We start from the raw sequence: 24,356 nt of genomic DNA, 5'->3' as shown, positions 1-24,356 counted from the left end.
CTGGTTTCACTTCGCAGGTTGGCGAAGTCCAAGATTGGAATATAGAAGAATCCCTGAAAAGTTTGTAAACTGTAAAATAAAGGCATTACGTTAAGTTGTTTCGATGACTTAACCCAATGCCTTTGTTTTTACATTGTTCCTGATTTTTATAATGACTCTTAAAAATATCATTTGAATATTGTTTTATCCAATATCACCTCAATAAAAGGGAATACCATGACGATGGCAGTCATGATCAATAAAATACCGCAAGCTTTGATAAAATAGATGGAAAATAGAGTCGGTGTTCCATCTTTAACCGTGAGGAAATGCTGGTACTCCCAGACTTTCTCAGGATTTTTAAAAGCATATCCGCCATACCAGAAACAAAACGCAATGATCAATACCATAATCATCGGCAGGATCCTCCTTCGCTTCTTTCTGATTACGATCTCTGTCCACAAGACTTTTCAAACGCTGGATCGCCAGCATGCGCGGCATAACTCTTTTCTGCGAACTACTTCCTGTCCTGACAGAATCGCGAGATAACCCTTATCATTAAAACTTGGTACTTCATTCTTTTTTATGCGTATTCGTGCATAAACAACGGCTTGCCGCTCAGCGCGAACGCCTCCTTCGGCGAAGTCACCGCACTCCCATACAGCCGGTTGAACAGATCGTAATCGTTAATCCGCGCCATCGTGAAGCCATAGTCCTGCCATGTGAGGCCCTGAATAATCTTTTCCAGATGCTCGTCCTGCGTGGTATGCAGGATAATCTCCGGTTTCAGCTGCAGCGCCAGATTCAACAATTTGAACAACGCGACGCTGTTGAGATAAATACACTCGCGCACCTCGATGCCCTGCGCGGTCTGATATAATGACGCGTAGCCCTGAATCTGTTTGTTCTGATCATAGTAGGCGATCAGCTTGCCGCCCTCGGCATTGCACTCCTCCTGCAGATGATCGAAGTCTTCTTTCGTCCGCAGATAGAAACCATCGAAGCGCCGCACATACGCCGTATACACATCGAGCAGATCCTGCGACTGCACCTTGTAGGTCAGGCCCTCGTTGCTGCAAAGGGGAATCTGGGAGCGATGGATGGAATACCGCCGGCGATAATACACCATTTCAAAGCCAAACTGCGTATACATCGACGGATTGTAAGCCTGAATCAAGGTCACCAGCTCCCTGTGCTCCACCTCGTCCAGCACGTCGTTCATCAGCTCGTGCATGCAGCCCCGCTTGCGGTAAGACGGAATCGTCGCCACCCCTAAAATCATCGACGTTTCCAGAACATGCCCGGCTAACATTATAGAATGCGGAATCCGCATCAGCGTCGATACGATATTTCCCGACTCTTTCAGCACCAGCGTATTCTCCGGCTTGTACAGCGTGCGGAAGAAATAATCCGTATAACCACCGTCATCGCCGGCAAACACCTGCTTCCAGATGCCGTACACAATCTTTTTTTCCTGCGGCAGCGCCTTGCTGATCATAGCTGATTCTCCTTTCCGCAAATCCGGTACTTCTCGATCAAAAACTCCGGATGATACGCCAGTTTAGCCTGACGGATATTCTCATGGCCCATGTCGTCTTCACGGTTGACATACTCGGCTCCATCAAACTCATGCGCCAGCCATTCCTTCATGATCGCCTGGTATAATCCCCGGATCTCGTCGTCAGCTTTTTCGATGTTTTCCTGGCACATCCGCGCGCTTAACCAGGAACCGACCGCAAAGGCCTTCACTTTCCCGTCGATGCGGATCAGACCGCCGCGGTAAGGAATCTGCCCGAATAATTCCAGAATCCGGAAGACGCCGCGCCGTTCCGCCTGCAGAAATTCATCCGGATCCTCGGCATGCCACTGCCGCAGAAACGCTTCACATTCCTTCACATTGTCCGCGTTGAACGACTCATATTCCCAGCGTCCCGCATACTCCTTATAGAATGCGTTGAGATGATTGCGCTTCTTCTGCAGCTTCTTGCCTGCGAAGGTTTTCAACTTCTCGCACAAGTAGACATAGTCTGCGCTGTCGCGGTTTTCCTCCAGACAGGTGTTGGGAAACGTATCCGCAAACCACTGCGCCGCTTCCTTTGTGAAGCAGCTCAGCACAAACGGCAGCCGATAATGCTCAAAGATGCCTCTGGCTGCCAGAATTGCTTCCTTGAAATATTCCGGTCGGCATAAGGGCATGTAAATAAACAACGTGCCTTCGTGCACGCCCAAAAGAAGCAGCCAGTTTTCATTCTGGCACTTAAACAGCGGATAGGAATCGATCCACAGGATCATGTTGACCAAGTTGTGGTTGCTTTCTTCATACTGCGCCAGCGATAAATAGCGCTGGATCAGCGGATAATCGTCTACGGTAACGGGATCAAAGTCCCTTTGTATCTGACTGGCTTCCATCCTCATCCGTCCTTCTTTCAGTGTATTCCGCCTCAAAAACCTCAGGCTGAGCTACCCGCTGTTCAAACGGGCTGTCCTGAGTTTGTTCGTCAATCCAAATCGAATCCTGATTCTGATCCATCGACGACCACTGGTCGTTCATCGTCTTGGTCATCTTTCTGATCTTGAACATGCCAAAGACCCCCAAGACCGCCATGACTGCCAGCATCGCCAGAATAAACGGCCAGGCCATGCTGAGAAAGGCGATGATCAGCAGGATTGTAAAAATCATCGTTAGAAATCTCATGTTTATCACCGGTTTCATTATATCCTAATTGACCGCAAAAGAGAAAAGTTTTGCAACCCGAACCTCAAATTTAAGAATTTCTTCAGCTTCTCTGCGGATGACGGCGGCGGGCATGACGGACGCCAAGAATCCACAGGACAAGAAAGCCGGACGTCATAAAGCACAGCACCGCCAGTCCCACCTCGCCCCGCCGGCGGCTGTACTCCGTGACTGAATTGACAGAGCCGTGGGCGATCACCGGCTGAGATTGGGCGGCCTGCAGCTGGGCGGCATAGGTGTATTCCGGGTTGGAGATCGAAACCGAAGCCAGCCCTTCCTCAATCAACAAGCGCTGCACCAGCTCCCCATCCGCAAACAGCCATACCGGCAGCGGCGAGGTCTGGGCGACATGATCGTCAATTTCCAACGTCAGTGTTTCCGCCTGACTCACAATTTCGCAAGCCCGTGTTTTCCCGGCGTCTGTCAGCTCGACATCAAACAGGGAAATCGGCAGCGATTGTTCGTGGAGCACGACGGTAATCTGCCCCTGATCGCAGTTCCATTCTTCCGCGGTGTACGTTAAATTCCAGGATAAACCGGCCAGCTGGATTAATAAAAGAAAAAAAGCCAATGTCCTCACCTCCTTAGAAGTATGGAACATCCTGGCTTTTTTTATGCGGATTCTTCAGGATTCATTCTGGATTTCCGAAATTGGGGGAAGCTGCTCCGCGATCTCGTGGAGCTTGCCGAAGCGGTGCTTCATGCCGGATTTGGACATGGCAACCCCCGTCTGTTTTTCATATTCCGCGCTCAGTTCGTTCAGACTGGCCTCCGGGAACTGCACGCGCAGCTGGGCCACAGCTTTCAGCTTTTCATCGAGAAACCGCAGCCGGCCGGCTTTCTCGATCCGGGCGATATCCTCCAGCTGCTTCTTGGCTGCCGCCTGACTTTTCATTTCATTGGCAACCTCGCAGTTGTCCAGCCGCGTCAGGTTGTTGCGGAAATCGCGGTGGATGCGGATATCCTCAAACTTCATCAGCGCTTCATACGCGCCGGCGCAGCGCAGGAAATCAGCGATCTTATCGGCCGCTTTCAAATACACGACAAAGGCCGTGCGGCGGGCGATCACCTTGGCCGGCAGATCAAATTTATGCATCAGCTTCTGAATGAACAGCGCGTGAGCTTCGTCGTTGGTTACAATTTCGAGATGATAATTGGTCTTCTGCGGGGAATTGACTGAACCCATCGCCATGAACGCCCCGGCCAGATAAGCCCGTGCGCAGCATTCTTTCTGAACGAGCTTGCGGGTCGGGTGGTTCTGCAGCCCGTGATCGGTGAACAGGCCCAGATCGTTGAGAATCTCGGTCGTCTTGTTCAGCACCTGCAGCCGGTAGATGTTGTTTTTTTTCAGATTCATCTTCTTGATGACCGACAGATCGGTTTCCACGGCGTAATTTTCCTTCAGCAGCTTGAGGATTCGTTTTGCCGTCGCCGCGTTTTCCGTCTTGATCATCAACGACATGCCCTGAGCGTTGATCGTTAACGACGAACACAGCTGCACCAACGCGGAAAGCTCCGCCTTCTGGCAGCAGGGTTTCAGCTCATTCTGAGCGATTTCGGATTTGACTTCAGTGGTAAACGACATACTTACTCCTTTATTTTCGCTAACAGCTGCTGCATGCAGCGGCGGATCTTATCGGCGTCGTGGCGGACCAAATCGTCGCTGAAATCCAGCAGCGGCGCCGGGGTAACCTGATAGGGATGCTCTTGCTGCAGGATGCTGACAGGCTTTCCGCCTTCTAACGCATAGCGGTTCAGGACCGCATCCGGGATCGGATCCTGAGCGACCAGCACCTCGTCGATCTTCGCACCGTGACGGACCAGTGCGTCGACATGATCCTCCATTGTAAAATCGTCGGTTTCACCCGGCTGGCTCATCGCGTTGCACAAATACACGCCGTAAGCGTCCGACTGGCGGATCGCTTCGGCGATCTCCGGAATGATCAGATTCGGCAGGATACTGGTGAAGATGCTGCCGATGCCGTAAATGATCACATCCGCTTCGCGGATCGCCCGAACTGCCTTCTCGGAGGCCTTGACGGTTTCCTGATAAAACACCGTGTCGATCCGGTTATTGATATTGGGAATGTTGGACTCCCCGCGCACGATCGTGCCGTCGGCCATCCGGGCGAACAGCGTGATCACCTGAGTAGTAGCGGGAATGATATCGCCGCGCACATTGAGGATCTTGGAAAGAATTCCGATGCTTTCCAGAAAGCTGCCGCAGCTCTGCGTCAGGGCGGTCAGAATCAGATTGCCGAGGTTGTGGCCCATGACGCCCTGATCTTCCTGATCAGGATCCGGATCGCCTTCAAAGCGATACTCCATCAGATTTTTAAGCAAGGTTTCCGACTCCGCCAGCGCGATCAGCACCGCGCGGATATCGCCCATCGCGGGGATATGAAACTGACGCCGCAGCCGTCCGGTGCTGCCGCCGTCATCCGCCACGGTGACGATCGCCGAGATTTGAATATCCTGAATGAATTTAATGCCGCGCAGGATGACCGACTGGCCATGCCCGCCGCCGATAACGACGACCTTCAACGGGTTATTGTTCATCCAGCCCCCGCTTATCGCGATGTTCTTTATAGCAGTTATACTGGATCTTATAGTGATCATACAGGAAATTCGTGATCGCGACGGAGCGGTGCTGGCCGCCGGTACAGCCAATCGCTACGGTGAAGTGATTCTTGCCTTCCTTGACATATTCGGTAAACGCGTAATCGAGAAATTCCAGCAGCCGCTTGATAAATTCCCGGGTTTCCGGTTTGTCCATGACGTAATGGTAGACCTGCGGATCGTCGCCGGAGTAGGGACGCAGTTCGACTTCCCAATAGGGATTGGGGAGAAAGCGCACGTCGATCATCAGATCGGCATCCAGCGGGACGCCGTGCTTATAGCCAAACGAGATGAAGCTGATCGAAAAGACCGGCGCGCTGCTCAGTGAGAAATACTTCTCGATTTTCTGCTTCAGTTCCGACGCTTTTAAAAACGTCGTGTCGACGGAAAGAAACGCGGTGTCTTTGTAATTCTGAAACATCTGCCGCTCGACGCTGATCGCTTCCTCCAGCGTATTGCAGACGTTGGAGATCAGCAGCGGATGCGTGCGCCGCGTGGATTTGTAGCGGTGCAGCAGCACATCATTGGATGCGTCCAGAAACAGTACGCGCACATCCATATCCTCACCCTCAAAAGCATTCAGGAACTCCGGGAAATCCTTGGCCGACGTTGCCAGCGCCAGATAGGAATAGCGCGGATCGGTACTGCTTTCAATTAGATCCACCAACAGGCTTAACAGCTGAACGGGAAACTGGTCGATGCAGTGATAACCCATATCTTCCAAAACGCTGGTCGCGCTCGTCTTGCCTGCGCCGGACATTCCGCTGACCAGGATTACACGCTTTTTCTTCATCTCGATCACCTCTTGTTTTGTTAGCTGTATTTTACCACAGCCCCTGGCGGTTCTCAATCGGGAACATGCCGATTTTTATTCGGAGAACTTTCTTCTTCAGCTTCAGCGTTTAGTCCGGAAAAGATTCCTGAGGAGCGCATCTGTTTCACAAAAAAAGAGAAGTCAAAATCCGGCGGCTCCTTGTCAATAAGATGGCGGCGGCTTATCAAACCTTGTAGCCTTATCGCTTTCTTATCCCGAAACGCCCGGCCGACTTCCCGATCAGCTGATTTTAACCTTGCGGTGATGAATATAATAGGCATACGGATCTAACAGACTTCCCGCCTCATCCCTCAGAATCCGGGGCTGTCCCTCCGTCATCCGCCGGATCAATGTTTCCGCCGTATTTAACCGGATCGGGTCGCCGCCGGTCTGAATCACGAAAAAATAGATGCGTTTGATCTTCTTGTTTTTGACCGGCAAGGGTTTCGCAAGATCGAACAGCTTGGTCATCATCCGTCTTTTTTCCGAGGTAAACAGAATGATATTCAGCGTCTCATCCCATACCAGCCAGTCCAGATGCAGAAATTTCCGATACAATAAATAAGCCAGCCACTGCTGGTCAAGCTCTTCCAGATAAAAACTGATCAGCGTCTGCTTCAGTTCCTCCATACTGGAAAAACGGGCGTCCAGATAAACGTCCTCCCGGCTCAGCGGCGAGAACGGCGTTTCATATTTCAGCGACGGCTGAATCATATTCTGATACAGCGACTGGTAGTCATCGTTGTTGAGATAGTAGTCAATTTTTAAAACCGGGATGGAAGAGGACACGGAAACCGGCACGCTTTCGTCAAAGCAGATTAAGAAGTCCACGGTTTCCGAAGAAATGTCCGCCAGTTCCCGCTCTCTTAGAATATCCACGGATTTGACATAATAATGCAGCCGTTCCAGCAGCGCTTCCTTTAGCGCCTCCCCGACAAACACATTCGCGACCGGATACAGGGCCAGCCGCAGCTGCATCCGCTTATTCTCGATCTTCTTGATCTGACGATAGATGAACAGTGAAATCAGACATTGCGAGACCTCGCCGATATCGCAGTCGAACCAGTTCTGAATGATATCGTGAATGATGATCGCGATCTGACAGGAAACTGGCGTCTGCTTGGCAATCCGCACCAGCTCGGAGGTCGTGTTGTTTTCCGGGATTTTAAACGACATCCGCACGACGATCGGGATCAGAAAACGCAGAAATTCCATCTTCATCGCCTCCATCGCCGTGAGGTTTAAAATGTCTAAAGAGGCGAATTTTCTGCGGATTTTATCAAACAGGACGACTGCCAAATCATAAAAAGGCCCGAATCGGGTTTCTTCGATCGCCGTATCGGACAGGTCCAGATTGCATAAGAGAAACAACAGCTGAAAGCGCTGTTCCTGCGGCGGCAGTGGTTCTCCATAATACGCTGCCAGCTGCGAACCCAGATCATCCAACGGAAACAGCGGCCGGAATTGATCGAGCAGCTGCGCCTGTTCCTCAGAAAAGCTCACAAAATGACCGGCTTTCCGGCGTTTTTCCGACAACATGATCATGACGATCCATTTCCGGGTTTCCAGGTCGCTGATCCCCATTTCCCGCGTGCAGATCAAATCGGAAACCATTTTCGCGATCGCCTCGCGTTCCTCGCCTTCCATCTGATCCTTGTGATCGACGTCCAGAAACACGTCCATCATCTTTACCTTGTGGTTGTAGTAACAAATTGAATCCATGTAGCAGAATCGGTAGTTGATTTCGTTGCCTTCGATCTTCATCCCCCGGTAAGGGCGGCTGATCAGTTCCAGATTGTAATCGCCCAGCATTTTCCGGACTTCCTTCATCTCCCGGGAAATCGACTGTGGATTCAGCCACATCCGATCGGCGATCGTCTCCAGCTTGATATACTCCTCGCTGATCAGAAGCTGTTTCAAAATGGTGTTGATGCGCAGCTTGAAGTTCTCCTGAAGATCGTAGACATTGTAGAACCGGTAGCGGAACTGGTTTTTCAGCTCCCGGATCACCCGCGGATCCTGCGCCTGCAGAAGAAATCCCCGGTTCTTGCGCAGACAGATCTGAAGGTTATTCTTGCGGATGGTATCGTTGATCACCTGAATATCGTTATGGATTGTTTTCTCGGAGACGTTCATCTGTTCGCACAGCATCGAATAAGTCAGATATTGTCCCGTATGATTAAGAAATTCGTAGAGCAGGGACAGCTGCCGGTAATTTGCGTTCATGCCCAACATCCTTTGCTTTTCATGCCTGTTTCCTCCTCATTATAGCATTGCGCCGCTTTCTTTCAGGTCAGCAATCCTATGCCAAATTTTTCCTTTTGCCTTGGGAATTCCTGTCTTCTCAGCTTGAATCAACACAAAAAAGGAAGGGGACTTCCTTTTTTGCGAGCCGATCAGAAAATGCCGAAGAATGAGCCGGTGATCGCCATGACCAGAATCAGCGCGATCACGGTGATCGGCTTCCATTTGCGTTTGAGCAGGGCGACGATGCCGAACAACAATCCCAGTTCCAGCAAGCCCGGCATGATCTCGTCGAAGATTGTCTGGACGACCATCTCCGCGCCGCCGCCCATCGGGACAACCAGCGGAATCTGCACGGAAACCATCTGCGCCACCAGCGCGCCGACCATCATTAAGCCCATGATGCACGCCGACTGGGTGATCATGCCGATGATGCCGGAATGGAAGGCTTCGGTGATAACGTTAGTACCCAAGCCATAGCCGAGCTTGATCAGCGTCCATTTCAGCACCAGAAACAGACCGCCGTAAATCGCCACGAACAACACGACGCCTAATGGATTGCCCTGCGAGGCCAGCGCGATGCCGATGCCGCCGGAAATGACGCGGATGCAGTTGAAGAACAGGGAATCGCCGATCGCTGCCAGCGGTCCCATCAGGGACGTCTTGATGTTGGTAATCATCTGCGGCGAGACGGAATCCGGATTGGCCGCCCGCTCTTTTTCCAGCGCGTAGCTGACGCCCAGACACAGACCGGACATACTGGCATTGCAGTTAAAGAACTCGGTATTGCGCAGCATCGCTTCCCGGCGCAGGTCTTCCTTTCCGGCGTAGACTTCGTTAAGAATCGGGAACAGGCAGAAAGCATAGGTCTGGCCCATCATCTTCACCATGTTGAAGGTCGCCCAGAAATGACCGGAACGCCAGAACAGGTGTCTCAGGTTTTTCTTTTCTTCCGGTGTATACGTCTTTTTCATCCGAACAGGTCCTCCTTCCCTTCCTGATTTTCAGGCAGCTGCGCGATGATTTCATCCTTCATTTTCTTAATCTGGCTTTGGCGGGTGTAGTTCAGAATCGCTGCGGCGAGGGCAAAGATACTGACGCCGATGATCGGCAGATGGAGGAACTTGACGCAGGCGAAGCCGATGAAGAAGTAAATCCCCAGCTCTTTCGACCAGATCATCGAGGTCAGGATCGCGAAGCCGACGGCCACTAACATGCCGCCGGAGACGCTCAGCCCGTTCATGACGAAGGCTGGAAGCAGGTTGGTAACCGCCTGCAGATTTTCCACGCCCAGCACAGCGGCCAGGAAAACGACCATCGTTTTCGGCAGCGGACGGATGATAAACAGGCTTGCATAATGCAGCAGCGTATAAGATTTATCCTTGCCTTCGCGGGCAAATTTTTCAAACAAGCCGACTAACGAAATATCAATCGGGGAGATCAGCGTGCTGACATACTGCATGACCGTGCCGATCGGCACCGCCAGCGCCAGCACCAGATTGAGATCTGCGCCGGTCAGCACGACGAAGGCCACCGACAGAATCGAAGCTGAACAGGGATCGGAAGGAATTACGCCGCCGATCGCGGAGATGCCCATGTAGATCGCTTCCAGGGAAGCGCCCATGATCAGACCGGTTTTCATATCCCCTAACGCAAGTCCGGTCAGAAATGCGACGAACAGCGGACGCCAGGTAGCGTCCCAGGCCATGCTGCAGTCCAGCAGGTAGACGATGTAGTACACAAACGCCAGAATCAAGGCACTTTGTAACATGGATTTTCCTCCTCTTTCTTAAAGAAATTGTTTCAGGTCTTTTTTGGGCAGCGACGGCAGCACCTGCACCTCGCAGCGGACGGATCGGGCGATTTCCCGCAGCTGTTCCAGCTCTTCTTCACTGGCTGAGAAATTGTCAGTCAGCGCCCGGCGCCCCCGGCGGTCGCCGACGCGGCCGAAGTTGCCGATATTGACACAGGGAATCCCGGGCACCTGCCGAACCAGCTTCAGCGCATCGCACGGCTTGTCCACAACGATCAGAATCTTTAACCCTGCCGTGCGCTTGTCGTGGAACAGGCTGACCGCTTCCCGGACGGTTTTTACCGCGACCTTTATCCCCGGCGGTGTTGCCATCCGCAGCGTCATGGTAACCAGCTCGTTGGCTGCCGCCTCATCGTTGGCCACCACCACGGCGGTGATCCCCAGCTGGCGCGTCCAGGCCGTAGCGACCTGCCCATGGATCAGACGTTCGTCAATCCGCAATAACTGAATCATTCACTTTCACCTCGCTTTCTCTTTCCAGAAATTCATCTTTCTTTTGGGATCGTGTGAAGAGATCCTGCGGTACGCTTCTGATAACTTCATTGTAAAGAGCTTGGGAAGCAAATACCATCGCACAGAATTCGTGTTTAACCGGTAATTTCTCCAGGCTTTTTTCCTGCGTAAAAGGTTCCTTTTCCCTGCATTTTCAAGACTGCCTGTTTGTCAAATATAAAAACAACGGGATGAACCCGGAGTTTATGCAGGGAATTTCGCTGGCAGGAAATCAAAAAAAAGATCTGAAACTCCTCGGTCAACCCCGAGTGTTCCGGACCTTTATTGCCATTTTGGCATTCAGCCGATTTTGAGATCTGTAATCGCCGGATTCCGTTCGATCTTATCATTCTGGCGATAGACCGTCCGTCCCTGCACAATGGTCTCCAGGACGTGAAATTCCTTGTCAATGACGATCAAGTCCGCCTGTTTCCCCGGCTTGAGACTGCCAATCCGAGAATCCAGCTGGAAATGCCGGGCGGCGTTGAGCGAAGACATTTTCACCGCTTCCGTCAACGGTAAGTGCAGAGCGGAGGTCAGATTGCGCAGACCGTCGATGACGAACAGACTGCTTCCGCACAGGACGTCGCTGCCCTCCACAACCACCCGGCCATCCGGCTTCAGCCGCACCGGCCGGGGCTGAGTATCATAGACGCCCTCCTCCAGGCCAGCCAGCTCCGAGGCGTCGGCGATCATGCACAAGTGATCGCTGCCCTTGACCTGAAGCATCAGCTGGATAAATTCCGGGCTGAGATGGATAAAATCACAAATCAGCTCGGCCATCACTTCCGGATGAAGCATCAGCTGGCCCAACACCCCGATGTCCCGCTGATGGATCATCGACATCGCGTTGCCGGCATGACTCACGCTGCGCACGCCCCATTCAATTCCCTGCTTCATCTGGCTCGAAGAAGCGTCGGTATGACCGGCCGCCACCTGAATTCCCGCTTTCCGATACGTTTCAATCGCCGCCTGCGCCCCCGGCAGCTCCGGGGCCAGCGTTACATATTTCAGCAGACCGCGCCCGGCTTCGATGAAACGCTCAGCCAGTTCACGGCTCGGATTCGGCATCCATTGCGGCGTCATAAACCCGGCGCCGGATTTCTTCAAGCTGAAACACGGCGCCTCCAGATTGATGCCCAGAATCTGTGCGCCCGGCATTTTTTCATGATGGACCAGATCCGCGATGCCAGACATGATCGCGCCCATTTTCTCCTCGGACCACAGCGATACCGTCGCCATAAACGAAGTGACGCCGCGGGAAGCATAGAACCGGGACAGCTTGCGGATTTCATCAATCGAGCCGGAATTGGCCAGATAATTTGTGAGATATCCGCCGCCCCCATGGGTGTGAATGTCGATGATGCCCGGCAAAATCGCCCAGGCTTCACTTCCTTCCGCTTCATTCAGCGATTCCGGCTGAATGGCGGTAATCGTATCTCCCTGAAACGTCAAACTGCCTTCAACGATGCCCTGTTCTGTCACGATCTGACGGGATAGTAGCTTTCTCATTCGTTTGTACCTTCTTTCTGCAATGCTCTGATTTCACTATAAAGAAGCAGCGCCTGAATTTCCATCAGAAAAAGTTCGGGTTTCAATGGAAACCAAAACCAGGGAAGAACCCATCCGGATCGTTCGCAGGACGAGCCTTATTCCTCATCTGCACGGAATTCATCAGGATAGAAACGGTTTTTCAGAATTCGATCTGAATCTGATCCCGCAAAGCTTCGACCCTTTCCCGCCGGGCGATCCCGCGGCTCAACGCCGTCGCGGTGCCGCAGGCGGCTGCCCAGCGCAGACTGTCTTCCAGCGTGCAGGCAGGATTTTCAAGCGCTGCCAGAAAGCCTGCGACCATGGAATCGCCGGCCCCGACGGTACTGACGGTCGGGCCTGCCAGCGGCAGCTGGCGATAGACGCCGCCCCCGGCCGCAAAGAGGACTGAGCCTTCCGCCCCCATCGACACCAGGATATGCCCGGCACCCTGATCCCGCAGCTCCTGAATCTGATCCGATATAGGCGCTTGAGGATTGGCAACGAGCTGGCGTAGTTCCGCAAGATTGGGCTTGATCAGAAACGGATGAAAGGGCAAGGTATCCCGCAGGAGTTCGCCTTCGGCGTCCACAACGACGCGAATGGCGGGATCCGCAGCCTGTGCCAGAATTTGTTGATAAATCGATCCGGGCAGCGTGGGCGGCACATTCCCGGACAGCACCAGCGTATCCCCGGGCTGAATCCGGCGGATCCTGTCTAACAGCGCTTCTCTTTCCGATGCGCTGACCTGGGGTCCCCGGCCGTTGATCTCTGTTTCCACTCCCGCACTGATTTTGACGTTAATCCGCGTCTGCCCCCTCGCACAGCGGATAAAATCCGCATTGACGGCCTGATCCCGCAGCTGGCGGATCAATTCCTCGCCGGTAAACCCGGCGGCGAAGCCCAGCGCCGTGGTCGGCACGCCCAGCTGCGCCAACATCAGCGACACGTTGATACCCTTGCCCCCGCCGATCAGACTCTCGGTGACACAGCGGTTCGTTGCCCCCAGCTTGAACGTTTCCATGGTGCAGTAATAATCCAGCGCCGGATTTAAGGTGACAGTATAGATCATAATTTTCCTCTTTTCTTCGTGCCGTTTTCCCTTCATCAAAAACCGCAGATGATTGAAAAAAACCTGAACCGGATAAGGTTCAGGTTCAATTCGTAACGCTTAGGCAAAATGCAGCTCGTAGCTCATTTCCGCCACGTGGCTGATCGTCTGGTAGACAGAGCAGTATTTCGTCGCCAGATCAAAGGATTTGCGGACCGCGTCTTCCTTATCCGTTCCGTGAATCGTTACGGTCAGATGCACCGTTTTTAAGGTTGTCGGAACCTCTGTGCGCTTTTCGCCTGCGACCACGATTTCCGCGCCTTCAATTTCAATCCGTTTCTTTTCCAGAATGCCTGAGAACGTCGCGTACAAACAGGACGCCAGCGCGCCGTAAAGCATGTCGTAAGGCGCTGCCTCGCCCGCCCCGCGGCCGATCTTGACGCTGCCCTCGTCCAGCAGCAGCTCGCCGTTGAAGCCGTTGGCAAATCGAATTGTTCTTGATGTCATCTTTTTCGTTCCTCCTTTTTGCTTCTTCATGAATCCGCAGGATTCCATTTCCGGTTTCCCTGCGCGTTCCTTCTTACTCTACGCTTTGACGATTATGTCGATGCGCTTACTGCTTAATCTGATGGAAAGCCTGCTGCGCGGCGATCGCGCCGTCGTTGGCCGCGGTGACCACCTGCCGCAGCGTCTTGGCCGTCACATCGCCGACGCCGTAAATGCCGGCCCGGGCAGTTTCCATATTGTTGTTGACCCGGATATAACCACGCTCGTCCAGAATCCCCAGATCCTGCGCAAATTCCGTGCACGGATCTGCGCCGATGTACGGGAACACCGCTTTGGTTTCCAGCTTCATCAGCTGCCCGTCATGAACATTTTTCAATACGATGCCGCCGACTTTCCCCTCCTGTTCCAGAATTTCGACCGGAACATGGCTGCGGATGATATCGATTTTCGGGTTCTGTTCGATCGCCTGCTGGATGATCGGCTCCGCGCGGAAGACGTCGCGGCGGATCACGATGTGAACCTCGCTGGCAAACTGCGTCAGATATAACGATTCCTCGAGCGCAGAATTGCCGCCGCCGATGACCGTCACCGGCTGATCGCGGAAGAAGCTGCCGTCGCACACCGCGCAATAGGATACGCCCTTGCCCGTCAGTTCTTTCTCATTTGGAATGCCCAACAGCCGCTCGCGCGTTCCCGTGGCGATGATCACCGCCGGAGCGGCATAGATCTGACCATCCGCGCAGACCACCTGCTTGATCGGACCGTCGATGATTTTTTCGACGTCGCCATAGAGATATTCCGCGCCGAAATGGGTGGAATGCTCGAACATCTGATACGCCAGCTCCGCGCCGTTAATCTCCTTAATTCCCGGCCAGTTCTGAATTTCAAAGGTTTTAATCATCTTGCCGCCGGGCGCCGCTTTTTCCAACATCGCCGTTTTCAGACCTGCACGGCTGGCATACACCGCCGCGGTCATGCCGGCGGGACCGGCGCCGATGATGATTACATCATATTGTAAGTCCATGCAAGATCCTCCTTCACCAGTGCTTCCACCTGCCGCAGATCGTCGATAATCCGGTTCGGTTTCTCATTTTCCAGCTGTTCCCGGCGTTCCAGATTAAACAGATAACCGACCGAGAAGACGCCGGCATTACGGGCGGCCTGAATGTCCATCGGACTGTCGCCGATGTAGATCACGCTGTCGTGACCCTCGTTGACCAGCCGGCAGGCCGTCAGAATGCCTTCCGGATCCGGCTTGCCGTTTTGCACATCGTCATGACCGACGATCACATCGAAATAATGATCCATGTGATTCAACGTCAGCCCCAGCAGAACCATTTCCTTAACCTTCGTGGACACGATGCCCAGCTTATAGCCCTGTGCTTTTAGACTTTCCAGCAGCTCGACCGCCCCGTCCATCGGCTTGACCAGATCGGCGTGTGCGGCGCGGTTGTGCTCGCGGTATTCTTTGACCAGCTGCTCGGTATCCTGCTCTGGGAAATATTGCGCAAACATCGTCTGCAGCGAAGGCCTCAGCACCGCCAGCTGTTTATCGCGGGTGAATTCTTCTTCCGTTCTATACTTTTTAAACAGTTCGCGGTAGCTCTTTAAGATCGCCGGTTCCGTGTTCAGCAGCGTTCCATCCAGATCGAACAGAATCACCGGCTTCGGATTTTTCATGACCTTGCGGAAGACGCCGAGCATCCCCAACAGACCGACGACGATAAAGACGACCGAAATCACCTGCGCCATCCGCAGCCGGCCGAACATCAGACTGTCTGTACGCAGACCCTCGACGACGATCCGCACCGCCCCATACCAAAGCAGATACGCGTAGACCATATCGCCGCGCTTCGGTTTGGAATATTTCTTATAAACAAAGACAATCAGAATGAAGCCCAGGATATCGCCGACGCTTTCATAGAAGAACGTCGGTTCACGGTAGGCTCCCTGGATATACATCTGGTTTTTAAACCACTCCGGGAAAAACCGGTAGAAGGATTCGCTGACCGTGCGGCCGAACGCCTCCTGATTGATGAAGTTGCCCCAGCGGCCGATCCCCTGCGCCAACAGCACATTTGGCACGATCGCGTCGGCCATCCGCATGAAATTGATCTTATGCTTGTGCGCATACCACAGACCGAACAGCACCCCGCCGAACAATCCGCCCTGGATCGCCAGACCGCCCTCAAACGTATAGAGAATATGGATCGGATTGGCCAGGTAATATTCCAGATTGTAGAACGCGCAGTACCACAGCCGCGCGCCGACCAGCCCGCAGATCAGACAGCCGAGGAACAGATCCTCCGCGGTTTCGGCTTTATACCCCATCTTTTTGATTTCCTTGACGCAGAAAGAATACGCCAGGACCGCTCCGCAGAGGATGATCACTGCGTACCATTTAATTGACAGACTTCCGATAGCGATAAAAGTCTGCGGATCAGGAAAAAACTGCATTGTCGATTACTCCTTTTCTGTTTCCGGCGGTACGGCATTGGCGGCGTTTTGCCGCTCGATGTAGTCGTACACCCGGTTTTCAAACGCTTTCGCGCTGTCGAAGCCCATTTCTTTCAGGCGGAAATTCGTGACCGCTGATTCGATCAGGACCGCGATTGTCCGGCCTTCTTTGACCGGCAGCACGATCTTCGGCACGTCGACCTCCAGAATGTGCATGAACTGTTCCGTTTCAATTCCCACCCGCGCATACTCTGCGCTGGAATCAAACTTCTCCAGCGACACGACCAGGTCGATCGTTGCCGAAGGCAATAACGCGCTCGCGCCGAACATCTTGGCAACGTCGATGATACCGATGCCGCGGATTTCCAGCATTCCCTGAAGCAGCTCCGGGGAATGACCGATGATGCTGTTGTGAACGCGGACCACGTCGACGCGGTCGTCCGCGACGAGAATGTGACCCTTACGGATCAGTTCCAGCGCGGTTTCACTCTTGCCCATGCCGCTTTCGCCGCAGATCAGCACGCCCTTGCCATAGACGCTGATCAGGACACCATGAATACTGTCGGACGGCGCCAGACGTTCGTCCAGAAAGCTGATCAGATCGACCATCAGCCGCGAGGTCGTCATCGCCGTGCGGAAAATCGGGAAATTCTTGTACCCCGCGACTTCCAGCAGCACCGGCGGACATTCGCGGTGATGGGTGAGAATGATCGTCGGGGTATACCCGTCGGTCAGCTGCTCAAAACGCTCTCGCTGGATTTCCACGGAGAGCGTGTCGATATACGCTTGTTCTTTATCGCCGATGATGACGATCCGGCGCGGCTCGGTATGTTTATAGAAGCCCGCCAGCTCCAAGCCCGGACGATTGACATCCGGAACGATCACCCATCGGTTTAATGATTCCTCATTGCCAGAGAGCTGTTCAAATTTAAAATAACTTTGCAGCTCGCTGATCATGACCTTGCCTTCGTATTCCATAGCCTCATCCTTTCTCAAGCATGGATTTCAGATATTGGCCGGTATAGCTCTTTTCCACCTTGACGATCTGTTCCGGCGTGCCCTTGGCGATGATCGTACCGCCCTGGTCGCCGCCTTCCGGGCCAATATCAATAATGTAGTCGGCACATTTAATCACATCGAGATTGTGCTCGATGACAATGACCGTATCTCCATTATCGACGATTCGCTGTAAGACCGCAAGTAATTTTTTAACGTCATGGGTATGCAGGCCGGTCGTCGGTTCATCCAGGATGAAGACGGTCTTGCCCGTCGCCTTGCGCTGCAGCTCGCTCGCCAGCTTGACGCGCTGTGCTTCGCCGCCGGACAACGTCGTCGCCGGCTGGCCCAGCTTGACGTAATCCAGGCCGACGTCATGCAGCGTCTGAAGCTTGGATTTAATGCGATGGATGGAGGAAAAGAACTCGATCGCTTCCTCAACCGTCATCTCCAGCACGTCATAGATATTCTTCCCTTTATAGGTGACCTGCAGCGTTTCCTCGTTGTAGCGCTTGCCATGGCATTCCTCGCACGGTACGTAGACGTCCGGCAGAAAGTGCATCGAAATCCGCTTTACGCCATCGCCCTGACACGCTTCGCAGCGGCCGCCGCGGACATTGAAGGAGAAGCGCCCCTTGTCATAGCCGCGCAGCTTCGCTTCCGGCGTCTGGGTGAACAGATCGCGGATATCGTCGAACACGCCGGTGTAGGTGACCGGGTTGGAACGCGGAGTGCGGCCGATCGGATCCTGCGAGATCTCAATCACCTTATCGATGTTTTCCAAGCCCAGGATCGCTTTGTGCTTGCCCGGCTTGATGCGCGTGCGGCCGAGCGAATGCTGCACAGCTTTGCACAGGATTTCATTGACCAGCGAGGATTTGCCGCTGCCGCTGACGCCGGTGACGACGGTCAGGGTGCCTAACGGGAACTTGACGTTCACATTTTTCAGGTTGTTCTCCTGCGCGCCCTTGATTTCCAGAAACAAACCGTTGCCCTTGCGGCGTTTGTCCGGAACGTCGATCTTTTTGCGGCCGCTGAGATATTGGCCGGTAATCGAGTTTTCACATTGCATGACTTCCTGCGGTGTTCCGCTGGCGATCACTTCGCCCCCATGCACGCCTGCGCCCGGCCCGATATCGACGATCCAGTCGGATTCCATCATCGTTTCCTCGTCATGCTCGACGACGATCAGCGAGTTGCCCAGATCGCGCATATTCTTCAACGTCTTGATCAGCCGCGCGTTATCACGCTGATGCAGCCCGATCGACGGCTCGTCCAGCACGTACAGTACGCCGGTCAGCTGTGAGCCGATCTGCGTCGCCAGCCGGATCCGCTGCGCCTCACCGCCGGACAACGTGCCCGCCAGCCGGTCCAGCGTCAGATATTCCAGACCCACGTCCTTCAAGAACGTCAGCCGGCTGACAATTTCCTTAATCACCAATCTTGCGATCTCCGCCCGCATTGGATCGAGCTGCAGGTTTTTCATAAAGTCCAGCGCCTGAATGACCGACATCGTCGTCCATTCATAGATGTTCTTGCCGCCCACGCGCACGCTCAGCGCCATCTCGTTCAGCCGCTTACCGCCGCACTTCGGACACGGCGACTCCGCCATAAACGAAGCATACCATTCGCGCGACATCGTCGAGGTTGTTTCGACAAAACGCCGCTCGATCAACGTCTTGACGCCTTCAATGTAATCGTTGCGGCTGAAGCGGTTGCCGGAACGGGAAGCGATGCTGTAAGCAATCGGTTCTTTAGAACCGTATAAAACAATTTCCAGTTCTTCCGGCGTGAAATCCCGAATCGGTTTATCCAGGTCGATATGGTAATATCGGCACAAGGTATTGAATGTCTGCCATTCAATGTTCTCCGTGTCGACAATATTTTTGTAATACACGATGCCGCCCTTGCGGATCGACTTCGACCGATCCGGAATCAGATAATCAATGTCCACCCGCTGGGTGATGCCCAGACCCTTGCATTCGTCGCACGCCCCCAGCGGCGAGTTAAACGAAAATAACCGCGGTTCCAGTCGCGGAACCGAGAAGCCGCACTTTGGACAGGAATAATTCTGAGAGAACAACAGCTCATCTTCGCCTGCCAGCACCACGACGATGCCATTGGCCAGCTTCACTGCCGTTTCCAGTGAATCATGCAGCCGGGAGCGGATACCGTCATTCTTCACAATCCGGTCAACAACGACGTCGATCGAATGCTTTTTGTTTTTCTCTAATGGTTTGACGTCTTCCAGCAGAATCATCTGTCCGTCGACGCGGGCCCGCAGATAACCATCCTTCAACAGTTTCTCAAAGACATCCTTAAATGTTCCCTTTTCCCGATGCGCCACCGGAGCCAGGATCTCCAGCCGCGTCTTTTCCGGCTGTTCCATAATCCGGTCAACCATCTGCGTGATCGTCTGGGAAACGATCGGTTCGTTATGAACCGGGCAATACGGAACGCCCACGCGGGCATACAAAAGCCGCAGGTAATCGTAGATTTCCGTGACCGTGCCGACAGTCGAACGCGGGTTGTTGCTCGTGGTCTTCTGATCAATCGAAATCGACGGCGACAAGCCTTCGATCAAATCGACGTCCGGTTTCTCCACACCGCCCAAAAACATCCGCGCATAGGCGCTTAACGACTCGACATACCGACGCTGTCCTTCCGCATAGATCGTATCAAACGCCAGCGACGTTTTCCCTGATCCGGACAAACCTGTCATGATGACCAGCTTATCCCGCGGGATCGTCAGATCAATATTCTTAAGGTTGTTTTCACGCGCGCCTTTAATCACAATTTTATCATGTTGCATGTTCTTACACCTCGCTTCATATAGCTTTCCCAAGAGTGCTTCTATTGTACATCATTCTTTAAAAAAATGCTTGGGAATGACTACTTCCTCCTTATTATAGAGGGTGAGCGGGACTGCCGCAAGCTTTTCTTGAACGATATTCAAGTTAAATTCATGAATTTCAACAATCGTTGACAAAGACGTCAGCTTTTCATCACCTGTTCGTGATAGAATAGAGGAGATAAAAAAAGGAGGCTGCCATGAAAAGCGCTGAAGAGAGAAAGCAACAATCCATCGCTTTGCTGAAAGAGCAGGGCGTGCCTTATATTGAACATCTGCCAGTCATTGAAACCGCCGACGACGTCCGCCTGCGCAGCGCCGAGGAAATCGCGCGCCGGGCGATCTGCTGCCTGATCACGATCCAGCTGGCCTGCGATTTACAGAATCAACAGGACGTTGAGGACTCGCGATTGTTTATGACCGGACTGTTAGACCGCTTCGGCGTTCGGCTGTTTCTGACGGAGAAAGAAAAAGCGATCTTTAACGGTACGGCAACGGAACAGGACTGGGTCAACATGGTTTGGAAATACGAAGCCTACTGGCCGCTGATCTGGGCGCTGGGTCTGGTCGATTCGCTGGCCTTCCCGGATCAGATCTGCGATTGTCAGAAAGCAATTGAAGTCGTCAGCACCAAAGCGACGTTTGACGAATTCATGAAGGACGTGCAGCTGCGGCCGATCGACGACATTCTCGACGAAGCGGATTTAATCTTCCGCTATGACTGGGCGTGCGTCGACGCGCGGATCAAAGGCGAACCGGCTCCGGCCGGCTTGAACAGCGAAGTCGTCTATGAACGGCATTGGGGACTGAACTGGCTGATCGACGTCGACGGACAGAATGACTGGGATCACGTCAGCTGCAATACCTGAAGTGAAATCGGCGATCTTTATTTAAGGAGACGGCTTTACCTGCGGAATACCGCAGGAAAGCTGTTTTTTTTGATATCCTTTTCAGCTTTGTTTGATCTTGGAAATTTTTCTTAAATCAAAAAGACACGAACCCCTTCCTTTGACAGCTGCTTGCCTGAAAAAGGAGAAGACGTGTCTTTTTTATCCGTTTATTCAATAGGATTATCGGTGATCACCCATGAAAAACAAGCCGATAACGCCCGCGCCGGTATGACTGCCGATCACCGGTCCGGTATAACTGATCAGCGACTGGGAAATACCGAAGCGGTCTTTCACCATCTGCGCAACCTGTTCAGCTTCCGGCTGGACATCGCCCTGGCAGATCATGAAAATCTCATCTTTGTCTTTCCAGCTGCCCATTTTTTCTTCCATCAGATCTACCAGCGTCTTCAATGATTTATTGCGGCCGTGGACTTTTCCGATCACCTGCAGCGTGCCGGCGTCGTCGACATGCAGGATCGGTTTGATACTGATCATTGAGCCAACAATGGCGGCGGTCTTCGACACCCGTCCGCCGCGGTAGAGATGATTCAGATCATCCACGGTAAACACATGGCAGACGTTCAGCTTATGCGCTTCAATCCACGCCGCCGTTTCATCCAGCGAAGCGCCGCTGACTTTCATCTGATTGGCCTGATAAAGAAGCAATCCCATTCCCGTTGAAGCGCACAACGAGTCGATCACGACGATCCGGCGGCTGAAGCCTTCCTCACTCAACATCTGTGCCGCGATCCGGCAGCTGTTGTACGTGCCGCTAAGCGCCGATGAGAAGCACACGCACAGAATGTCTTTATCCTGCCGCGCCGCTTCGCGAAAGCCCATCAAGGCCGCTTCAGGATTCACCTGGGAAGTGACTGGCATTGCGCCCTGCCGGAGCTTGTCATAAAATTGCGTCATCGGCAGGCTGTCCGCCAGCGTATAGGTATGATCGTCAAGTGTATAAGTCAGGGATAAAACAGGAATCTGATTCTCGCGATAGAAAGACTCCGGCATATCCGCCGTGCTGTCAGTCATCAGAATAAATTCGCTCATAGGAACTTCCTCCTCGTTATAAACTACAAGTCATGGTGTTTTTTTATCATTTTGGAGAATAAGCAACACCTGGTACTTATTGCATGATAGAAGTATAAGCCCTATCGTTATCTGAAACAACGGTCAGATTCTTGTGCAGCGTGGTTTATGTGACTTATTTCACAGCATTTGTTGTTTTATTAAGAAATTTTTCTGCTCTGAAATGAAATAGAAAGGCTTTTGTTCAACAAACCTGCTTCTTTATTGACATAAGCAACACATGGGGATTATACTAGGCTCAAATCAGGTGAGGATATGGAAAAAAACTTAAATGCAAAAGACAAGCGCGTGATCAAAACCCGAAAAGCAATTATCGGCGCAACCATTCAACTTATGGGCGTTAAACGAATCGAACAGATTACTGTTAAAGAAATAGCGGATACCGCGTTGATTAACCGCAAGACCTTTTATACTCATTATGATTCGATTTACGATGTTCTTAACGATATTGAAAACGAAATCATCCAATCGCTGATTCAGATTCTGGACAGTACGGATTTTTCCGCAGAACGGCTGAATCCGTATCCCCTGTTCGAGAAATTAACGGCGATGATCAATCAGGACGCGGAGTTTTTCCATTGTCTGCTTCAATCCTCAGGGCATAGTCACTTGTTAAATAAAATTAAAGGCGTCATCAAAGATCATCTTCTGATTCAATTTGATAAATACTTCCCCAACGATACGGTTTTGCCGCAATATGTGCTGGAATTCATCGCATCCGGTTTGATCGCCGTTTATCAGCAGTGGTTCGATGCGAATGAATCAGAGCCTTCATTGGAAGAGATTTCCAAAATCACCGGTTTGCTTATCTTTGACGGTGTCAACGGCGTGTTTCGTCAAAAGCAGCAGGAATTACTCGATGCCGCAAACTCACATTCGCAGAGTTTTCAGTAAAGTGCAAGAGATCACTCCCAGCCAGTGGGGCGTTCACTTTTTTCCGACTTGCCTCTTTTGAAACCGGGGATTTCACATCGCAGATTGATCGGTTTCGGAACACTTTATCTGAACACATTGTAAAAAACCTGTTGATTCTGTCCTTCAATAAGGCAAAAACAACAGGTTTTTTTATGAGAATCTCAATATTCCGTATTTCTTATTTATACGGCTTATCCATCTTTAAGTGCGGATAACGGGGAACAATCTCTTCATTCACCGCCTGATCCAGAGCTTGAAGCAGCGTGCTGAAATGCCGGGGATCAAATTTTTCGATCATGTCCTGCAGCAGCTTTAAACCTTTCTCTCCGCGCTGTTCGCGTTCTTCTTCTGTAACAGAATACTCCAGTCCGCCATGTTCTTCTAATTCCGCATAGAACGAGCCGAATCCGCCGGTGCCGGAATTCAGTTTATGCAAATCTTTCTTAAACCATTGTTTCGCATTTCCTTCCCGGCGTTTAGTCAGGAAGGCTTCCCGATCAAAGTCAGGCAGAACCGGAATGAATTCCAGCTGATTCATCGCTTTATACGCACCATACATCAAATCTGTGAATGTTTCCATGCGATCCTCGCCGCATTCCCAACCGTTTTCCCTTGCGATTTCCATGACGTGGCCAAGCTCAAGATGACATATTGGATTCTGTGTTTCATGAAAAAAATCCATGCAGACGGAATTGATCGTCAGATAGGCCGGTCCATGCATGCTCAGGAAAAAGATCCGCTTGAATCCCAGTTTATAAAAGGCATAAACCAGAGTTTTCAAGTAATCATATCCCGCTTTAATGGAGATATTCACCGTACTTTGTCCGATCGCGGTTGGCCCCGGCATGAAAAAATGGAAGATTAATCACCGCCAGCCCATCAGCCTTCTCCGCCATCATGATGGCGGCGGCTTCTGCCAGAATGGATTCGCAGTCCACCGGAAGCTGACCGTGAAGTTCAGTCACCCCGACGCTCATAAACAGCGTATCCCCGCCGTTTTTCAAATATTCCGTAATTTCTGCGTCAGTGCATTTATTGTAGATTCTTGTTCTCATTGTTCATCCTCCTTATTTTCAATTATATTTCTTCACAAATTGAGCCGCAAGCTTGACGTCGCTGCGATCAGGAAAGAAATTTTCCGCTTTATTGAAGCCGCATTCTGCCTTTTTCTCTGCGAATTAATTTTCCACACGTTCAATTTATACAACGTGCTTTATCATCTGTTTGGGTTTGAATGATGCGAGAAACAAAAAAAGGCTCCCTGAGAAAGGGAACCGGAGAACCTGGCAACGAGCTACGTTCACTATGGCAGGCATAGCTATTCTCGCCGCGGAAATGCTTAACTTCTGTGTTCGGGATGGGAACAGGTGTGACC

25 protein-coding genes are annotated in these 24,356 nt (G+C 52.3%); 2 read left to right on the top strand and 23 right to left on the bottom strand.

The annotated features are described in order from the left end of the window. Positions 1 to 167 precede the first annotated feature (167 nt). The 19 genes from BQ7364_RS01000 to uvrA form a co-directional block, all read right to left on the bottom strand. Positions 168 to 395, bottom strand: a complete 228-nt coding sequence (locus BQ7364_RS01000) for a hypothetical protein (RefSeq protein ID WP_072682977.1) — start codon at positions 393 to 395, stop codon at positions 168 to 170. Between the two features lie 167 nt (positions 396 to 562). Further along, positions 563 to 1,477 carry a GNAT family N-acetyltransferase gene (locus tag BQ7364_RS00995; protein WP_072682976.1) on the bottom strand — a complete coding sequence of 305 codons (915 nt, stop codon included), beginning with the start codon at positions 1,475 to 1,477 and terminating at the stop codon, positions 563 to 565. Continuing rightward, on the bottom strand, positions 1,474 to 2,388 hold the full coding sequence (locus BQ7364_RS00990; protein ID WP_072682975.1) for a DUF2156 domain-containing protein: 915 nt from the start codon (positions 2,386 to 2,388) through the stop codon (positions 1,474 to 1,476). Before BQ7364_RS00990 ends, BQ7364_RS00995 begins: the two co-directional genes overlap by 4 nt. Next, a complete protein-coding gene (locus BQ7364_RS00985) occupies positions 2,357 to 2,659 on the bottom strand; it encodes a hypothetical protein (RefSeq protein WP_072682974.1) in 303 nt (100 codons plus the stop codon). The genes BQ7364_RS00990 and BQ7364_RS00985 overlap by 32 nt, the downstream gene beginning before the upstream one ends. A gap of 97 nt (positions 2,660 to 2,756) precedes the next feature. Next, positions 2,757 to 3,284, bottom strand: coding sequence for a hypothetical protein (locus BQ7364_RS00980; RefSeq protein WP_072682973.1), 528 nt, complete (start codon positions 3,282 to 3,284; stop codon positions 2,757 to 2,759). 54 nt (positions 3,285 to 3,338) lie between these two features. After that, a complete protein-coding gene (gene whiA, locus BQ7364_RS00975; protein WP_072682972.1) occupies positions 3,339 to 4,298 on the bottom strand; it encodes a DNA-binding protein WhiA in 960 nt (319 codons plus the stop codon). Positions 4,299 to 4,300: 2 nt separating this feature from the next. Continuing rightward, positions 4,301 to 5,272: a gluconeogenesis factor YvcK family protein gene (gene yvcK, locus BQ7364_RS00970; protein ID WP_072682971.1), complete on the bottom strand. Its 972-nt coding sequence runs from the start codon at positions 5,270 to 5,272 to the stop codon at positions 4,301 to 4,303. Next, entirely contained in the window at positions 5,262 to 6,125 is an 864-nt protein-coding gene (gene rapZ / locus BQ7364_RS00965; protein WP_072682970.1) for an RNase adapter RapZ, read from the bottom strand. The genes yvcK and rapZ overlap by 11 nt, the downstream gene beginning before the upstream one ends. 261 nt (positions 6,126 to 6,386) lie before the next feature. Further along, complete coding sequence (locus BQ7364_RS00960; protein ID WP_159432739.1) at positions 6,387 to 8,372, bottom strand: BglG family transcription antiterminator; 1,986 nt, start codon at positions 8,370 to 8,372, stop codon at positions 6,387 to 6,389. Positions 8,373 to 8,542: 170 nt separating this feature from the next. Then, a complete protein-coding gene (locus tag BQ7364_RS00955; protein WP_072682968.1) occupies positions 8,543 to 9,364 on the bottom strand; it encodes a PTS system mannose/fructose/sorbose family transporter subunit IID in 822 nt (273 codons plus the stop codon). Further along, entirely contained in the window at positions 9,361 to 10,161 is an 801-nt protein-coding gene (locus BQ7364_RS00950) for a PTS mannose/fructose/sorbose/N-acetylgalactosamine transporter subunit IIC (protein WP_072682967.1), read from the bottom strand. The genes BQ7364_RS00955 and BQ7364_RS00950 overlap by 4 nt, the downstream gene beginning before the upstream one ends. A gap of 18 nt (positions 10,162 to 10,179) precedes the next feature. Continuing rightward, positions 10,180 to 10,656, bottom strand: a complete 477-nt coding sequence (locus tag BQ7364_RS00945) for a PTS sugar transporter subunit IIB (RefSeq protein ID WP_072682966.1) — start codon at positions 10,654 to 10,656, stop codon at positions 10,180 to 10,182. Positions 10,657 to 10,995: 339 nt separating this feature from the next. Beyond that, positions 10,996 to 12,207, bottom strand: a complete 1,212-nt coding sequence (gene nagA, locus BQ7364_RS00940) for an N-acetylglucosamine-6-phosphate deacetylase (protein ID WP_072682965.1) — start codon at positions 12,205 to 12,207, stop codon at positions 10,996 to 10,998. Positions 12,208 to 12,388: 181 nt separating this feature from the next. Further along, positions 12,389 to 13,297, bottom strand: a complete 909-nt coding sequence (gene pfkB / locus BQ7364_RS00935) for a 1-phosphofructokinase (protein ID WP_072682964.1) — start codon at positions 13,295 to 13,297, stop codon at positions 12,389 to 12,391. 99 nt (positions 13,298 to 13,396) lie between these two features. Then, on the bottom strand, positions 13,397 to 13,783 hold the full coding sequence (locus BQ7364_RS00930) for an OsmC family protein (protein WP_072683278.1): 387 nt from the start codon (positions 13,781 to 13,783) through the stop codon (positions 13,397 to 13,399). Positions 13,784 to 13,889: 106 nt separating this feature from the next. Further along, a complete protein-coding gene (gene trxB, locus BQ7364_RS00925; RefSeq protein ID WP_072682963.1) occupies positions 13,890 to 14,807 on the bottom strand; it encodes a thioredoxin-disulfide reductase in 918 nt (305 codons plus the stop codon). After that, complete coding sequence (gene lgt, locus BQ7364_RS00920; RefSeq protein ID WP_072682962.1) at positions 14,786 to 16,240, bottom strand: prolipoprotein diacylglyceryl transferase; 1,455 nt, start codon at positions 16,238 to 16,240, stop codon at positions 14,786 to 14,788. The genes trxB and lgt overlap by 22 nt, the downstream gene beginning before the upstream one ends. 6 nt (positions 16,241 to 16,246) lie before the next feature. After that, entirely contained in the window at positions 16,247 to 17,218 is a 972-nt protein-coding gene (gene hprK, locus BQ7364_RS00915; protein WP_072682961.1) for an HPr(Ser) kinase/phosphatase, read from the bottom strand. Positions 17,219 to 17,222: 4 nt separating this feature from the next. Beyond that, the gene (uvrA, locus tag BQ7364_RS00910) at positions 17,223 to 20,048 is read right to left on the bottom strand and encodes an excinuclease ABC subunit UvrA (RefSeq protein ID WP_072682960.1); all 2,826 of its coding nucleotides are present in this window, start codon (positions 20,046 to 20,048) and stop codon (positions 17,223 to 17,225) included. Positions 20,049 to 20,287: 239 nt separating this feature from the next. On the opposite strand from uvrA, the gene BQ7364_RS00905 reads away from it, so the two are divergent. Beyond that, a complete protein-coding gene (locus tag BQ7364_RS00905; protein WP_072682959.1) occupies positions 20,288 to 20,956 on the top strand; it encodes a DUF4272 domain-containing protein in 669 nt (222 codons plus the stop codon). A 201-nt stretch (positions 20,957 to 21,157) separates the two neighbouring features. Here BQ7364_RS00905 and BQ7364_RS00900 read toward each other — a convergent pair whose 3' ends face one another. Beyond that, positions 21,158 to 22,027, bottom strand: a complete 870-nt coding sequence (locus BQ7364_RS00900) for a DegV family protein (RefSeq protein ID WP_072682958.1) — start codon at positions 22,025 to 22,027, stop codon at positions 21,158 to 21,160. Between the two features lie 294 nt (positions 22,028 to 22,321). Here BQ7364_RS00900 and BQ7364_RS00895 point away from each other — a divergent pair, with 294 nt between their 5' ends. Next, positions 22,322 to 22,960, top strand: a complete 639-nt coding sequence (locus BQ7364_RS00895) for a TetR/AcrR family transcriptional regulator (RefSeq protein ID WP_072682957.1) — start codon at positions 22,322 to 22,324, stop codon at positions 22,958 to 22,960. A gap of 199 nt (positions 22,961 to 23,159) precedes the next feature. Here the strand turns inward: BQ7364_RS00895 and BQ7364_RS00890 are convergent, their stop codons facing one another. From BQ7364_RS00890 to BQ7364_RS18270, 3 genes are all read right to left on the bottom strand, one after another. Then, positions 23,160 to 23,828: a hypothetical protein gene (locus BQ7364_RS00890; protein ID WP_139248525.1), complete on the bottom strand. Its 669-nt coding sequence runs from the start codon at positions 23,826 to 23,828 to the stop codon at positions 23,160 to 23,162. Further along, positions 23,779 to 24,036, bottom strand: a complete 258-nt coding sequence (locus BQ7364_RS00885; RefSeq protein WP_072682955.1) for a hypothetical protein — start codon at positions 24,034 to 24,036, stop codon at positions 23,779 to 23,781. The genes BQ7364_RS00890 and BQ7364_RS00885 overlap by 50 nt, the downstream gene beginning before the upstream one ends. 139 nt (positions 24,037 to 24,175) lie before the next feature. Next, the coding region (locus BQ7364_RS18270) for a hypothetical protein (RefSeq protein WP_234973129.1) at positions 24,176 to 24,356 on the bottom strand (181 nt) is incomplete at its 5' end.

Source organism: Holdemania sp. Marseille-P2844 (assembly GCF_900120005.1).
In the GTDB taxonomy this organism is placed as follows: Bacteria; Bacillota_I; Bacilli_A; order Erysipelotrichales; family Erysipelotrichaceae; genus Holdemania.
This window is presented reverse-complemented; position numbering and strand designations above follow the sequence as displayed.

Bases quoted from the DNA above. Each gene is read 5' to 3' on its own strand.
- hprK (WP_072682961.1), bottom strand. From the start codon at position 17,218: ATGGAATACGAAGGCAAGGTCATGATCAGCGAGCTGCAAAGTTATTTT.
- BQ7364_RS00995 (WP_072682976.1), bottom strand. From the start codon at position 1,477: ATGATCAGCAAGGCGCTGCCGCAGGAAAAAAAGATTGTGTACGGCATC.
- BQ7364_RS00950 (WP_072682967.1), bottom strand. From the start codon at position 10,161: ATGTTACAAAGTGCCTTGATTCTGGCGTTTGTGTACTACATCGTCTAC.
- BQ7364_RS00985 (WP_072682974.1), bottom strand. From the start codon at position 2,659: ATGATTTTTACAATCCTGCTGATCATCGCCTTTCTCAGCATGGCCTGG.
- trxB (WP_072682963.1), bottom strand. From the start codon at position 14,807: ATGGACTTACAATATGATGTAATCATCATCGGCGCCGGTCCCGCCGGC.
- yvcK (WP_072682971.1), bottom strand. From the start codon at position 5,272: ATGAACAATAACCCGTTGAAGGTCGTCGTTATCGGCGGCGGGCATGGC.
- BQ7364_RS00890 (WP_139248525.1), bottom strand. From the start codon at position 23,828: ATGCCGGGGCCAACCGCGATCGGACAAAGTACGGTGAATATCTCCATT.
- BQ7364_RS00955 (WP_072682968.1), bottom strand. From the start codon at position 9,364: ATGAAAAAGACGTATACACCGGAAGAAAAGAAAAACCTGAGACACCTG.
- uvrA (WP_072682960.1), bottom strand. From the start codon at position 20,048: ATGCAACATGATAAAATTGTGATTAAAGGCGCGCGTGAAAACAACCTT.
- lgt (WP_072682962.1), bottom strand. From the start codon at position 16,240: ATGCAGTTTTTTCCTGATCCGCAGACTTTTATCGCTATCGGAAGTCTG.
- BQ7364_RS00990 (WP_072682975.1), bottom strand. From the start codon at position 2,388: ATGGAAGCCAGTCAGATACAAAGGGACTTTGATCCCGTTACCGTAGAC.
- whiA (WP_072682972.1), bottom strand. From the start codon at position 4,298: ATGTCGTTTACCACTGAAGTCAAATCCGAAATCGCTCAGAATGAGCTG.
- pfkB (WP_072682964.1), bottom strand. From the start codon at position 13,297: ATGATCTATACTGTCACCTTAAATCCGGCGCTGGATTATTACTGCACC.
- BQ7364_RS00905 (WP_072682959.1), top strand. From the start codon at position 20,288: ATGAAAAGCGCTGAAGAGAGAAAGCAACAATCCATCGCTTTGCTGAAA.
- nagA (WP_072682965.1), bottom strand. From the start codon at position 12,207: ATGAGAAAGCTACTATCCCGTCAGATCGTGACAGAACAGGGCATCGTT.
- BQ7364_RS00930 (WP_072683278.1), bottom strand. From the start codon at position 13,783: ATGACATCAAGAACAATTCGATTTGCCAACGGCTTCAACGGCGAGCTG.
- BQ7364_RS00945 (WP_072682966.1), bottom strand. From the start codon at position 10,656: ATGATTCAGTTATTGCGGATTGACGAACGTCTGATCCATGGGCAGGTC.
- BQ7364_RS01000 (WP_072682977.1), bottom strand. From the start codon at position 395: ATGATTATGGTATTGATCATTGCGTTTTGTTTCTGGTATGGCGGATAT.
- BQ7364_RS00895 (WP_072682957.1), top strand. From the start codon at position 22,322: ATGGAAAAAAACTTAAATGCAAAAGACAAGCGCGTGATCAAAACCCGA.
- BQ7364_RS00960 (WP_159432739.1), bottom strand. From the start codon at position 8,372: ATGAACGCAAATTACCGGCAGCTGTCCCTGCTCTACGAATTTCTTAAT.
- rapZ (WP_072682970.1), bottom strand. From the start codon at position 6,125: ATGAAGAAAAAGCGTGTAATCCTGGTCAGCGGAATGTCCGGCGCAGGC.
- BQ7364_RS00900 (WP_072682958.1), bottom strand. From the start codon at position 22,027: ATGAGCGAATTTATTCTGATGACTGACAGCACGGCGGATATGCCGGAG.
- BQ7364_RS00885 (WP_072682955.1), bottom strand. From the start codon at position 24,036: ATGAGAACAAGAATCTACAATAAATGCACTGACGCAGAAATTACGGAA.